Origin of the sequence: Luteibacter sahnii (assembly GCF_034063545.1) — a bacterium.
GTDB lineage: Bacteria > Pseudomonadota > Gammaproteobacteria > Xanthomonadales > Rhodanobacteraceae > Luteibacter > Luteibacter sahnii.
Genome location: NZ_JAQLOK010000003.1, coordinates 15,174 through 29,245 on the forward strand (window position 1 = coordinate 15,174; position 14,072 = coordinate 29,245).

The following is a 14,072-nucleotide window of genomic DNA, read 5'->3' on the forward strand; positions in this document are numbered from 1 at the left end:
GCCGCGACCGGATCGAATGCGCTAGACCGTGGCGAGGCCTTCCTGCGCGACGTCGTGGGAATCGAAAGAAAATTCGCTGCCGTCGGTGTTCACCGTCTGGCGCAGCAGGCTGGTGGTTCCATCGCCGTCGAACACCAGCACCCTCGCCACATGCCCCCCATCGACGACCTGGTGGCGAGGCACCGACTCCATGGCGTAGATGATGACGATGTCGCCTTCGCTGCACAGATGCGCGCAGGCGCCATTGGGTTCAATCTCACCCGCTCCCGGTGTCCCCGGAATGGCATACGTGACGAAACGATTGGCATTGGTCACGTTGACGACTTGGACCTCTTCCAGCGGGAGAATGCCCACCTCCTTCATCCACAAGGGGTCGATCGTCAAGCTACCCATGTAATCGACATTACAGGCTGTGATCTTGGCGCGATGGAGCTTCGCGTGCATCAGGCGAATCATTTCAATCTCCTGTTCGAAATGCTTCTCTAGTCAATCGCATCGACATGCCGCTGGCACACTAGCATATTCATGGGGCACCGCCTAATGCGAAGCGACGGCATCGTCCACGTCGGCTTAGCCTTTTCTTTCGAATTCCTCGCATGCCTTTTCCATGGCGTTTCGATGCGTCGGATCGCGGGGCAACGCGTGGTCGTCGCCGGAGGGCGAGGAGGCGTGCCTGGAGGTGATGTCGGCACGGATTCATGACCGAACGCATCGCGGGACAGCCCCGCAAGGCGGCAAGCCCGGCGCTCGCTGATCGGGATCAGCTCACACATGCGCCGGATTGCTTCGCGCTTGCGTTGCGGGGCTAGCGTTTACCCCGAACCCGACCTTCAGCGCCTCGATGTCCAAGTACGCCTCCGCCAACAGACGCTTCAGCCGACGGTTCTCAGACTCGATGTCTTTCAGCCGCCTGGCGTCCTCGGCCTCCATGCCGCCGTACTCGGCCTGCCAGGCGTAGAAGCTGGCGGGACTGAAACCATTTTGGCGGGCCAGCTCCGAGACCGCCATACCTGCGTCGGCCTGTTTGATGAGGCTAATGATCTGCTCGGTGGTGAAACGACTCTTCTTCATACCCGTCCTCTCAGTTGACGGACTTTGCAGCTTCACGTGGTACGGCTCCGTGGGGCAGGTCACTCGTCGTGTCGAAGACCAAGCTGTTCTGGCGTATTTGGCCTTTAAGGCAGGTCACGTTGCCGAGTCGAAGGCCTCCTACGACAAGCTTGTCCGCAACCATACTGGTTCTGACCAGGCTGTTTGGGAGAACTACGCCATAAAAACGCTTACGATCTACAAGTTCCAGGCGGATGCCACTCGGACTGACCGAACGACACCAACCGCGCACTCATCCCTTACCAGCAAGGATCGACAAGTAAGCTTTCCTCGCTCAGAAGCGCTCTGTGAAAAGTAGCGTCGATTTACGCTGATCTGGTACTTGGTATAAGGGCACGCTCTGCGTCCGGCTTATACCGCATCGTGGAGCGAGCGCTACGCGCGACGTGACGGGTGTCCCGCACTGAAACATCCCTGTCATCCAGCCGACCTACGGTGATCCGCTCGACAGCCAATCGACGATGCTTCCCATGGATACTTCCCGACGCCATTTCCTGAGCGTCGCCGGCGGACTGGTCGGTGCATCCGTTCTCATCGACACCTCGCGCGTGGCCCGCGCGATGGACATGCCGATGACCATGCCCATGCCACAACGCATGACCATGCCTGGCCTCGCTGCGCCGAACGCGCCGTTGGTGAATCCGTTGACGCTGGCGCGGTTCGTCGACGCGCTGCCCGTGCCGCCGATCGCCTTGCCGACCGGCAAGCGTGCCCATCCCGCGTTCGGTGCCCGGCAGCTTCCCGTTTACCGCATGCCCATGCGTGCCTTCAGCGCCAAGGTACACCGGGATCTGCCGCCGACGCCGCAATGGGGTTATGCCGGCTCCACACCGGGCCCCACGATCGTGACGCGGCGAGGCGAGCCGGTATTGGTGGACTGGGTCAACGAACTCCCGACGCGCCATTTCCTGCCGATCGACCACGGTATCCACGGCGCGGAGAAGTCCAGACCCGAGGTCCGCACCGTCACGCACGTGCATGGCGCGCGGGTGTCCGCACCCAACGATGGTTGGCCGGAAGACTGGTACGTGCCGGGCAAATCGGCCACCGCCCTTTACGCGGGTGACCAGGATGCCACCACGTTGTGGTATCACGATCACGCCATGGGCATCACGCGGTTGAACATCTACGCGGGCCTGTTCGGCAGTTTTCTTGTGCACGATGACGACGAGCAAGCCCTCGGGTTGCCCTCGGGCGAATTCGACATCCCCCTGACGCTCTATGACCGCCTGCTCGCCAAGAGCGGCAAGCTCTACTATCCGGTATCGGACGACCCCGAAGCGCCGTGGGTATCCGAATGCCACGGCGATGCGGTGCTATGCAACGGCAAGCTGTATCCCTATCTCGACGTGGAACCGCGGCGCTACCGCTTTCGGCTGATCAACGTCGCAAACACCAGCTTCTTCCACCTGTCGCTGTCCCACGGCAAGCCGTTCCGTCAGATCGGTAGCGACCAGGGCCTGCTGGCCGCGCCCGTCGATCGCCTGGGCATCGAACTGTATCCCGCCGAACGCGCCGACGTGATCGTCGACTTCAGCGCGTATGCGGGGCAGTCAGTGCAGCTACGCCACCAGGCGGAGGGTATCGTCGAGTTCCGCGTTCGCGCCAAGGGTCGCCGCGACACGTCGGTGGTGCCGGCCACGTTACGTCCGGTGCCACGCATCGATCCCTCCACCGCGGTGCAGGATCGCGTGCTCGCCCTGGGCGAACAGGACGACTCCGGTGGCAATCCGATGACGATGCTGCTCGATGGAAAGATGTGGAGCGATCCCATCAGCGAGAAGCCCAGGAAGGGCACCGTCGAAACGTGGACGTTCGTCAACGTGACGGGCGATGCGCATCCGATCCACTTGCACCTGGTGCGCTTCCAGGTGGTAGAACGCCGTCCATTCGATCTCTTCGCATGGAATGCCCACAAGGAACTGAAGTTCACCGGGCCGTCGATACCTCCGCCGGCGCACGAAGCCGGATGGAAAGACACCGTGCGATGCGATCCTGGCATGGTCACCCGCATCGTCGCGCACTTCGACGGCGAGCCTGGCAAATACGTCTGGCATTGCCATTACCTCGAACATGAGGACAACGAGATGATGCGTCCTTACGAACTGGTGTGAGTCAGTATCGCGATTTCGTCGCGGCGCGCGCCATCGTTCGAAATATCTTGCGTTGACACGTGAGCGTCATCACGACCTCGCGCATTGTCGCGCGCGTGCCAACGATCGGTCATATGCGAAGACGATGCTCACGACGGTCGACGGGCCCCATAACCTCGGTCGACACCAATCAGGGGGACGACTTCAGGTAGGGAGAGATACACCATGGCTACATGGTTGCAACGCACGCGGCTCATGCCGTTGTTGATGGGCACGCTGTCGGTCGGCGTCGCCGGCATCGTCGGCGCCCAGGACGCCACGCCACCGGACCACGACGCGCCGTTCCGCCAGAATGTACCGGTCGCGCCGTTCAAGAACCCGGTGGGTCTTCCCGGTGGTGTGGTCTTGATGCACAAGTCGCCCCACGGCGAGGACAACAGCGATCGCACCGCCACCCCGATCAAGCACGTGATCCTGCTGATCGGCGAAAACCGCACGTTCGATCACGTGTATGGCACGTACACGCCGCCGAAGGGACAGTCGGTGGACAACCTGCTGTCGAAAGGCATTGTCCGTGCCGACGGCACGCCCGGTCCGAACGTGGATCGTGCCGCGCAGTTCATGGCCTCGAGCACCGGTGCGTACGACATGTCCCCGAGGAAGGTCGGCAAGTACAAGACACTTCCGCAGATGAATACCGGTGGCGCGCCGACAGCAGCACCGTTTGCGTCCGCGACGCAGGCGCAGGCCATCGAGCCGGCCCTGCCCGATGGCACCTACGACATGCTCGCCAGCGGCGGTACGGGCCTGCCTACGCACGTGGTGGATACCCGGTTTCCGGCCAGGCTTCCCAACGCACCGGTCGACATGCACGCGTCGATCAGTTACGACGCCTACGCCAATAGCCCGGTGCACCGCTTCTTCCAGATGTGGCAGCAGCTCGACTGCAGCGCCCGGCACGCCACGGCCAGCAATCCCAGCGGTTGTCTCAACGACCTGTTCCCCTGGGTGGAAACCACCATCGGCGCGGGTACCAACGGCAAGCGGCTGCCGGCGAACTTCACCGACCAGAGCACCGGTGAAGGCGCCACCGCCATGCAGTTCCTGAATATGGCCCAGGGCGATGCGCCCTACTTCAAGGAACTGGCCCAGACGTACGCGCTGAGCGACAACTTCCACCAGTCGGTCATGGGTGGCACGGGCGCCAACCACATCATGCTGGGCTACGGCACCCTGATCTACTACGCCGATGCCAACGGCAAGCCGGCGACCCCGCCGGAAAACCAGATCGAAAACCCGGACACGCAGTTCGGCACCGACAACTGGTGGAAGCAGGACGGCTACGCCGGCGGTTCGTACGTCAACTGCTCCGACGAAAGCCAGCCGGGCGTGAAAGAGATCAGGAACTACCTGCGTTCGCTCCCGTACGAGACGTTCAAGGGCACCGACTGCAAACCGAAGGCCTACTACCTGGTGAACAACTACAACCCGGGCTACCTGGGTGATGGCACGCCGGCACCGCTGGGCGACGACCAGTTCACCATCCCGCCGACCATGCAGGAGAACCTGGCGCTGCTGCTGGAGAAGCACCATGTGTCGTGGAAGTACTACGGGGAGGGCTTTGCGCAAGGCAAGGAAGACGGCGAGGGCGGCACGTTCTGCAACATCTGCAATCCGTTCCTGTATTCCACGCAGGTCATGACCAACCCGGAACTGCGCGCGAAGAACCAGGACCTCAACGACCTCTACACCGACATCCAGAACGACACGCTGCCGGCCGTGTCCATCGCCAAGCCGGATGGCATCCTCGATGGTCATCCCGCTTCGTCCAAGCTGGACCTGTTCGAAGGCTACGTGCGCAAGATCGTCGAGATGGCCAAGGCCAATCCCAAGGTGTGGGACGACACCGTGATCATGGTGACCTTCGATGAAGGCGGTGGCTACTATGACTCGGGCTACATCCAGCCGATCGACTTCTTCGGTGACGGCACGCGCATCCCGCTTTTGGTGGTGTCGAAGTACTCCACCGGCGGCCGGGTCGTGCACACGTACTACGACCATGTTTCGTTCGACAAATTCGTCGAAGCCAACTGGAAGCTGAGGGACCAGATCTCCAGCCGTAGCCGCGACAACCTGCCCAACCCGGTGTCGTTCAGGGAGAACCCGTACGTGCCGGTGAATGCCCCGGCCATCGGCAACCTCATGGACATGTTCAACTTCGGGCGCAAGGATGTCTACGACGCCAGCGCCATCGCCGACTGATCCTTACGATAGCGCCAGATACCGGCCTTGCCCGCGAAAGCGGGCAGGGCTTTCGGTCTGGCAAGGAGTCGAATGATCATGAATGGTTTGCGTTACCGCCGGTGGGTCGCCGCCGTTGTGTGTCTTGTCGCCACCACGATGGTGAGACCCGTGCACGCCGATGCGGGCGATTTCGGTGCCATGCCGGGGCTGTGGAAGATCCAGGTGCGGCATGTGGAAAACGGCAAGGCCGGTGCGCCGACGGTGACATGGCATTGCGTGGACGAAGGCGCCGACCCCTGGACGACGTTCGCTGCGTGGACCCCGGCGCAAGGCGAGTGCACCACGACGGATCCCCAACGCCGCACGACATCGCTCACGTGGAAGCTCACCTGCAAGGGATCACCGGCGGCGTCCGCGCATGTCGACTTCGACAGCGCCAAGCACTACACCGGTAGCGTTTCAGTGGCAGGCCACGGCGAGGTGATCCAGGTCGAGGGGGATCGTTACGCGGCGTGTACCAGTCCGGAGGATTGATGCGGTGGTCGGCGATGACGTCAGTGGGCTCGACGGCGACCGCTTGCACACTTTCGCCGTTCGACAGAAGTTGAAGGGCGAGATCACGTGAAGTTGCTGCGCCATGGTCCGAAGGCCATGTCAATGTCGTTCCGAAGTACGCTGCTCATGCGTCGCTCGCGCATGCCTGTCCGCGTGGCCCACTCGCTTTTGGAGCTCCTATCGGCGTGTGGACCCAACAGGTATGACGCGACGCATCGCAATCCAGGGATGCGGGGTAAAGGTGATCTCCATGCGGCGTGCCGTCGCTCAAGATGACGAACGTGCCAGGAAGAGTGATCTGGAAAACGGCGTCAGGCTCGGCACAATACGCTTGCAGACTGCCGAACTCCCTACCGCGCCGCGAACAGCGACCGATGAATCTGCGCGCCCGCCCACGCGCCGCTCGCCACGGCCAGCGATACCGAATGGGGCGCTTTCGACAGGTCGCCGCATGCGAAGACACCGGGCACAGACGTGCGCTGCTCGGCGTCCACGCGCACCTAGCTCCCCATGGGCGTCTCCTCCAGCTCACAACCGAGCGCCTCCGCCAGGGGGCTCGACGGTGCGCAGCGCGCAGCGACGAAAAGTCTCGCGAAGTGGTGGGACCGTCCATCGGCGGTTCGCACATCCGCGTGCCCCACCAACGTATCGATGGGCGATGCTTCAATCGATACGCCGAGTCGCAACAGGTCGTCCCGCTGCTCCGGCGACAGCGTCACGGCATCGTTGACGAACAACGTCACCTCACCCCACTCGGTGAGGAAGCTGGCCTGGTGAATCGAGTTCGGGCCGGTCCCGAGGATGCCGATCCGGCCTTTTCCGAGTTCGTAGCCATGGCAGTAGGGGCAGTGGAAAACGGCCTTGCCCCAGCGTTCGGCCAGGCCGGGGATGGCGGGCAGTTGATCGGTCACGCCCGTGGCCAGGAGGATGCGTCGCGCGTGGTGGGTTTCGCCGTGCGCAAGGGTGACGGTGAAGTCATCCGGTCCACCGGATATCGCCTCGACGCGTGCGTCCAGCCATTGCACGGTGGGATACGCCAGCAACTGCTCGCGCGCGATGGCGGCGATCGCCGATGCGTCGGCGCCGTCCTGGGTGAGGAAGCCATGCGAGTGGCTGGCGAAACGGTTGCGTCGCTCACCCGCATCGACGATCAGGACGGACTTACGGGCGCGCACCAACTGCAGGGCCGCGCCCATGCCGGCGTAGCTTCCGCCAACAACGATGACGTCATAGCGCATGGTTATCTCCTGATGCGACGTACCGCCGCGTGGCGGCGGGCGAAATCCGCAGCCAGATCGGCGAGGGTGATCTCCGAAAAGCGTTGCAGCAGAAGCGCCTCGGCGTCGGCCAGCGTGCGCTCGAGGGCGGCGTTGACGGCTTGTTCCACCAGGCACTGCGGTGCCTCGTCGCGGTGTCCGATCGCGAACATCGCGGGCTCGCCCAGGGCGTCGTGAAGCTGCCGCAGGGTGACGGCGTGCAGATCTGCCTGGATGCGCCATCCGCCGGCATGGCCGCGTTCGGACGCGACGATGCCGGCCTCGCGGAGATAGCCCATCGTTCGCCGCACCACGACGGGGTGCGTGCCGAGGCATTGGGCCAAGGCGTCGGACGTCATCGGGCCGTCGTGCTCGGCCATGTGCAGCAAGGCATGCAGGACGGAAGACAGGCGGCTATCGTGCTTCATGTAACTTACAATGTTACGAAATCGAGCGTGTGTCAACTCCCGGCAGCGTAAACGGGCGCAGCGGATGAACCCGGCTTCGCCCGTGGTGTGCGACGTGAGCGGCGTGTTGCGGACAGGGCTGCCGTCTACATCAGCTCGTGGGAAACCAGCTCACCCAGTCGTTTGAACCACGCGGCGCGTTGCGCGTCGGTCGACGTGGTGTCGCGCAGGAAGGCGCCGACGACCGCGTGCCGGCCGTTGGGGGCGGTGATGATCGCCATGTCGTTCCAGGCGGCGATGCGCTTGCCGTTGCTCGCACCGGTGCCGGTCTTGTCGGCGATGGTGAAGTCCTTCGGCACCCCCGCGCGAATACGGTTGGGGATGACTTGGGCCTGCATCAGGGAGAGCAGGTACCGCGTCGACACGGGCGACAGCAGCTGGCCCGCCTGGAGCTTGTCGAGGAAGCGCGCTGCGCCAGCGAGCGTCGTGGTGTTCTCCTGCATGGCGATCGCGGCCTCGTAGCCTGCGCGCCGACGCGCATCCCTGGCCGCTGCCGTCTCGTTCGCCGGTTCGGTCGTGCCATCGGCCAGACCGTCGAAGACACGGCCTACGCCCCGCTCGTCCATGTCGATGCGCATGCCTTCGACGCCCTTGCTCTTGAGGTAATCGGTGACCACCGGGCCGCCACCGATCAGGCGGATCAAGGCGTCCACGGCGGTGTTGTCGCTCTGCGTCACCGCCGCGGTCAACAGTTCGCTCACCGTGACATCCGCCGCGCCTTTCGCGATGCGGGCACCGACCGACGGCACGGCGGAGCCGGGGGTCACGTCGGCCGGTGTCAGGTGCACCGTGCGATCGAGTGTCAGCTTGCCCGCATCGACGAGGTTGAGCACGGCCGCCGCGACCGGCGCCTTGAACGTGCTCATCATCATATAGGGGCGGTCGTCGTTGACCCGGGCGGTGACGCCGTTGTCGAGCTCGACGACGATGCCGAACCGGGCTGGCCGGGCCTCGTCGGCGAGCTTTTGCAGCGACGCCTGCAAGGCCTCGGGACGCTCCGCGGCGATGACCGTGGTGGATGCGAAGGCCAGGGACAGGGCGAGCAGGGGATACTTGAGCATGGGGAGAACCTCGGGGGAGTCGGCCGTCATCCTGTACCACGGTTCGGCGTTTTTCGTGGCGAGGGAGGGGACGGAGCGAAGGCGTGACTTTCGTCGCTTGCCCGTGCCGTTCGTCTCGACGAGCATCGGGCACGACACGTGAGGGGAAAGGTATGAAACCGCTGCTGGCAGCCCTGTTGCTGCTCATCGTGCCTGCCGCTTCGGCACAGGATTGGGCGACCAGCCTGCGCACGGACGCCCGGGCCATGCATGATGACATCGCCCGCAACCATCCCGGCTCCGTCGATCCCGAGAATCCTGGCTTTGCGACCAAGAACGACCGGGGCCTGGCGCTGGCGTTGCAGCGGGCGGGTCGCACCACGACCTATGCGGGCTACCTTTATGCCCTGATCGCTTACGCGGCCACGTTCGACGACGGCCATCTTGCGGTCTTCATCCCCGAGGACGTCGATCCGCCTCCCCTGGCGACGCGGTGGCCTGGATTTCTCACCACGTTCGATGAAAAGGACGAACAGCGTGTGGTGACTCGCGCCGCGGACGCCCCGGTGCCCCTGGGCGCGCGCCTCGTCGCCTGCGACGGCAAGGAGGCCGCGGCACTCGCCCGCGACAACGTCGGCGGCTTGGGGGGGAGCGGCCGCTGGAACCTTCACGCGTCGCGTGTCATGCGCGGCAAGCGACTTTTCACCGACGTCGGCAATCCATGGATCCAGCGCCCCACCCGATGCACGTTCGACGTGGACGGCACGCGTCGCACGGTGGACCTGGCATGGCGGCCCATCGACGAGAAGGAACTCGTCCGCCGTTTCGCCGAGGCGTACCGGCGCAAGGCCGAACCGATCGGTCTGCGGACGCTCCCCGACGGCACGGTGTGGATCGCGCTCAGCGACTTCGACGGTAACCCCGAGCATCCGGCGGCCAAGGCGCTTGAACCGTTGATCGCCCAGGTGCGATCGCAGCGGAATACGATCCTCGGGGCGCCACGCGTGGTGCTGGACCTGCGCGGCAACAACGGCGGTGACTCCGGGTGGAGCCAGCGTATCGCCCAGGCGTTGTGGGGCGAGCAGGCGGTCGGTGCCGTCAACCTGGAGCCTAGCCGCGTCGACTGGCGGGCCTCCCGCGACAACATCGCTCAGATGCATTCCTACCTGCGCATGTGGCAGGCCCATGCCGACGCGCCGCCGGAAAACCTCGCATGGGGCAAGCGTGTCGTCGAGGGGATGCAGGCGGCGTTGGCGAAGGGCCAACCTTATTACGCGGAAATCGACGACGCCAAGCCGCCCACGCCGGCACCCCCGGTGACCCACGCACGGATCGTCATGGTCACCGACAGCGGCTGCGCGTCGGCCTGCCTCGACGCCGCCGACCTGTTCCTCGCCCTGGGCGCCGTCCACGTCGGCCAGGAAACGAGCGCGGATACCGCCTACATGGACATTCGTCAAACCACGCTACCGAGTGGCCACATGGCGCTGGCGGTACCGATGAAGGTCTACCGGGGGCGCCGACGTGGCAGCAACGTTCCCCTGGTGCCACGCGACGCTTACCCGGGCGACCTCACCGATACCGCCGGGCTGGAACGCTGGATCGCGGGCCTGCGCTAAGTTGCCCTCGCGCGCGCGTCAGGCGCCGAGGTAGAGCGCCTCCACGTTGAACCCGTCCGGATCCAGCACGAAGGCGGCGTAGTAATTCGCCTGGTAGTGCGAGCGGATGCCCGGCGGCCCGTTGTCCCGACCGCCGGCTGCCAATGCCGCCTGGTGGAACGCGTTGACCGCCTCGCGGCTGTCGGCCTGGATGGCGACGTGCCCGTCGCCGGGGGTGCCTTGGTCGTGGATCCACAGGCTCGGGTAGCCGTCGCGGCCGAAACCGTGGCGCGTGCGCCCGTTGGCGTCGCGGCTGATGACGAGCGTGACGCCCAGCGGGGCAAGGGCCTGTTCGTAGAACCGACGGGAGGCTTCCGCATCCGTCACGGCGAATTCGATGTGGTCGATCAACGGCATCGCGAGCTCCTCGGGGTGTTGGGCGTCGGTGGGCAATGTCGCACGGAATGTGCGGTGCCGGGGGTGGGTTTTCCAGTGAGGCATCGCATCGGCGGGCCGGCCTGTCGAGGGAGGCGGACCGCCGCGAGTGTCGGCAACCGGGGAGTGCTCGCGACTGCGGTGCAACATTCGGCGCACGACGACGCTGACGTTTTTGGCACGGTAACCCCTGCATTCATGACACCGAGCCGCCAGGCCGGTGCCGTGTTGCGCCGCGGCTTGCAGGGAAGCGCGTGAGTATTATCTTAAAATACTACAAATAGGGGGAGCGGCAGCCGGCGTGTCCTGGGGAAGGGCGGCCCGCTCGCCGCAGGGTTTGCATGTCGATGTGAGCGATTCCATTCGAGGGGAGGTAGTCATGCAGCTTACGAAGATGGCGTTCGCCGTTCGCGCGGCGCTGGTAGCCACGGGTATGGTCGGCCTGCTGGGGCACGTCGGACCGGTGCGGGCCCAGGCAGCCACGACGGCACCCGCCGCGAGTTCGACGAGCGCCGCGCCGTCCACTCCCGCGCCGCAGGATCCACAGGCGAAGGCCGGCGACAAGAAGGTGACCGAACTGGGCGCGGTCGCCGTCACCGGCCAGCTGGCGGCGTTGCAGCGCGCGCAGGAGATCAAGCGCGACTCGGTCAACGTGGTCGACTCGATCTCCGCCGAAGAGACGGGCAAGTTTCCCGATCCCAACGTGGCCGACGCCCTGCAACGCGTACCCGGCGTGTCGGTGAACCGCAGCGGCGGCGAGTCGAGCCAGATCGCCGTGCGTGGCTTTGGCCCGGAATTCGTCGCCGTCACGGTCAACAACCGTCAGATGGCCACGGCCTCGGGTTCGCGTGCCTTCAACTTCGACGTGCTGCCCTCCGAAATCATCAGCGTGGCGCAGGTCAACAAGACCTCGTCGGCCGACATTCCCGAAGTGGACATCGGCGGCGTGGTCAACATCCAGACGGCGCGCCCGCTCGACTTCACCGGTATCCACGGTGCCTGGAGCGCGGCCGGCGTCAACAGCAACATCGACGGCGACTGGAAAGGCAAGACCACGCCCAAGGCCTCGGGCGTCTTCGGCTGGACCAACAACGACCATACCTTCGGTTACATGGTTTCGGCCACGTATTACAAGCGCAAGGACACCCAGCTCAATACCCAGGCGAACTCGTGGTACGCCGACCAGAACATTTCGCAGTCCGCCGGTCTGAACGATCCCCGGTACGAACACGTCGCCGTTCCCGAGACCTTGCAGAGCAACTACATCGACGAGACCCGCACCCGCAAGGGCGTCAGCGGCGCGATCGACTGGAAGCCGATCGACCGCCTGACCGTGCAGCTGGATACGCTCTATTCGAGCTACAAGGTCGACAACCTCCAGCGCGCGTTCGGCGAGTACGGCAATACGAACGACATCCAGTCGCTCACGACCGACGCCAACAACACGGTCACCAGCTTCACGCGCAAGGCGCGCAGCAACTCGACGATGGCGAACGACTACATCCTGTCGTCGAGCCCGAGTTACGAGAAGAGTTACCAGAACGGCTTGAATCTCGGCTTCGACGTCGACCCGAACACCAAGATCAGTCTCGACATCTCCGACTCCAAGGCGTGGAACAAGGTCAGCCCCGATGGCTACTTCCTCGTGATGGGCGCAAAGAACTTCGGCGTCAACCCGACCTGGACCAACGGCGGCGACAACCGTCCACCGGCGTATTCCAACATCCTGTCGTCCACCGACGTCACCAACCTGGACGCGCATTGCTGCAATGCCGGTTCGGGCAACAACGTGACCAACAAGGTCGACCAGTACCAGATCAAGCTGGACAAGAGCTTCACCGACGGCACGCTGTCGCGGCTGGTCTTCGGCGGCGAATACACCCGGCAGTCGGTGACGTCGGTGAGCTATGGCACGCCGAACAGCATCCTGTGCAACGCGTATTGCGGTTACGGCGTTCCGGTGGACCCGAACGCGGTGGGTGCCTATCTCTACACGCCGCCGGCTCGCGTCACGGGCGTGACCTCGCCGGGACAGCCGCAGCAATGGGTGGCGTACGATCCGCGCGCCTATCTGGCCTGGCTGGCCTCGCCCGCGGCTTACAACCAACTGCCGGCCGACAAGCGTGAGGCCCTGCTCGCCGGCCTCGCGGCCAACGGCGGCACCTTCGACGCCGCCATCAACCCGGGCAGCTACAACAAGGTGGCCGAGAAGCAGAAGTCGGTCTTCGCCAAGGCCGAACTGGAAGGCACGCTGTGGAACATGCCGTGGGGGCTGGACCTGGGCGTGCGCTACATCAACGTGACCTCCACCTCGACGGCCATCAACCAGCCGCCGATCAGCTACCGCATCGACCCGAACGACACCAGTAACGGCCAGGTGGCCTACGGTGGGCTCCAGGCCCAGTCGGCCGATGGCGGCTATCACAAGTGGTTGCCGTCGCTGAACTTCAAGTGGAACCTGCTCGACAACCTAATCTACCGCTTCGCGTACTCCAAGACGCTGACGCCGCCGCAGTTGAGCAATCTCTACTACAACACCAGCTTCGGCACGCGACCCAATTCGTTGACGATCTCGCGCGGCAACCCGGCGCTGCAGCCCTACACGTCCACCAACTTCGACATGGGCCTGGAGTGGTACATCAACGACGCCAGCTACGTGGCGATCGAAGGCTTCCACAAGAAAGTCGGCAACTTCACCACGCTGGTGAGCACGCCCACCACCTTCCTCAACGACTCGGCCAGCGGCAATCCGCTCACCTGGACGCTCACCCAGCCGGTGAACCTCAACGCGTCGAAAATCTACGGCGAGGAACTGACCTTCAACTATCAGTTCAAGAACGTGCTGCCCGATCCGTTCGACGGCCTGGGCATGGCGTTCAACTACACGCACGTGTCGAGCAGCACCTCGCTCAGCCCGGGCCTGATCTCCACCGCGGGCGCGTTCGCGGTGCCTGGCATCGGCAACTCGGGCAACCTCAGCGCCTATTACGAGAAGGGACCGGTGCAGGTGCGACTGGCATACAACTGGCGCGGCTCCTACCTGGAGAGCATTTCCTACGGGGCGGGTGCCCAGCCGGCCACGCGCACGTCGTATGGCCAGCTCGACCTCAGTGCCAGCTACGCGATCAACAAGAACCTTTCCGTGTTCGTGTCCGGCACCAACCTCACCCACGAGCACCTCTACGACTACTCGGTCTATCGCAACCGTTTCCTTTACGCCGAAGCAGACGGTACGCAGTACACCGTTGGCGTGCGTGGCACCTTCTGATCCGGG

Annotated in this window: 10 protein-coding genes and 1 pseudogene; 5 read left to right on the forward strand and 6 right to left on the reverse strand. The window is 64.4% G+C overall.

Going from position 1 to position 14,072, the window contains the following annotated elements:
• Positions 1-21: 21 nt before the first annotated feature.
• Together PI246_RS10475 and PI246_RS10480 are read right to left on the reverse strand one after the other, a co-directional pair.
• A complete protein-coding gene (locus tag PI246_RS10475; protein ID WP_320551241.1) occupies positions 22-456 on the reverse strand; it encodes an aspartate 1-decarboxylase in 435 nt (144 codons plus the stop codon).
• 227 nt (positions 457-683) lie between these two features.
• A pseudogene (locus PI246_RS10480) lies at positions 684-1,071 on the reverse strand (transposase); the annotation flags it as partial.
• 509 nt (positions 1,072-1,580) lie between these two features.
• Here PI246_RS10480 and PI246_RS10485 point away from each other — a divergent pair.
• From PI246_RS10485 to PI246_RS10495, 3 genes are all read left to right on the forward strand, one after another.
• Positions 1,581-3,224, forward strand: coding sequence for a multicopper oxidase family protein (locus tag PI246_RS10485; RefSeq protein WP_320551242.1), 1,644 nt, complete (start codon positions 1,581-1,583; stop codon positions 3,222-3,224).
• Between the two features lie 204 nt (positions 3,225-3,428).
• Positions 3,429-5,465: an alkaline phosphatase family protein gene (locus PI246_RS10490; protein ID WP_320551243.1), complete on the forward strand. Its 2,037-nt coding sequence runs from the start codon at positions 3,429-3,431 to the stop codon at positions 5,463-5,465.
• A gap of 78 nt (positions 5,466-5,543) precedes the next feature.
• Complete coding sequence (locus tag PI246_RS10495; RefSeq protein ID WP_320551244.1) at positions 5,544-5,981, forward strand: DUF3617 domain-containing protein; 438 nt, start codon at positions 5,544-5,546, stop codon at positions 5,979-5,981.
• Positions 5,982-6,502: 521 nt separating this feature from the next.
• Here the strand turns inward: PI246_RS10495 and PI246_RS10500 are convergent.
• The 3 genes from PI246_RS10500 to PI246_RS10510 form a co-directional block, all read right to left on the reverse strand.
• On the reverse strand, positions 6,503-7,240 hold the full coding sequence (locus PI246_RS10500; protein ID WP_455429788.1) for an NAD(P)/FAD-dependent oxidoreductase: 738 nt from the start codon (positions 7,238-7,240) through the stop codon (positions 6,503-6,505).
• A 2-nt stretch (positions 7,241-7,242) separates the two neighbouring features.
• Positions 7,243-7,686 carry an Rrf2 family transcriptional regulator gene (locus PI246_RS10505; protein ID WP_320551245.1) on the reverse strand — a complete coding sequence of 148 codons (444 nt, stop codon included), beginning with the start codon at positions 7,684-7,686 and terminating at the stop codon, positions 7,243-7,245.
• A 125-nt stretch (positions 7,687-7,811) separates the two neighbouring features.
• Complete coding sequence (locus PI246_RS10510; RefSeq protein WP_320551246.1) at positions 7,812-8,786, reverse strand: serine hydrolase; 975 nt, start codon at positions 8,784-8,786, stop codon at positions 7,812-7,814.
• Positions 8,787-8,938: 152 nt separating this feature from the next.
• On the opposite strand from PI246_RS10510, the gene PI246_RS10515 reads away from it, so the two are divergent.
• Entirely contained in the window at positions 8,939-10,384 is a 1,446-nt protein-coding gene (locus tag PI246_RS10515) for a S41 family peptidase (protein WP_320551247.1), read from the forward strand.
• Positions 10,385-10,402: 18 nt separating this feature from the next.
• On the opposite strand, the gene PI246_RS10520 is transcribed toward PI246_RS10515, so the two are convergent.
• The gene (locus tag PI246_RS10520) at positions 10,403-10,780 is read right to left on the reverse strand and encodes a VOC family protein (protein WP_320551248.1); all 378 of its coding nucleotides are present in this window, start codon (positions 10,778-10,780) and stop codon (positions 10,403-10,405) included.
• A 397-nt stretch (positions 10,781-11,177) separates the two neighbouring features.
• Here PI246_RS10520 and PI246_RS10525 point away from each other — a divergent pair, with 397 nt between their 5' ends.
• On the forward strand, positions 11,178-14,066 hold the full coding sequence (locus PI246_RS10525; protein ID WP_320551249.1) for a TonB-dependent receptor: 2,889 nt from the start codon (positions 11,178-11,180) through the stop codon (positions 14,064-14,066).
• Positions 14,067-14,072 lie beyond the last annotated feature (6 nt).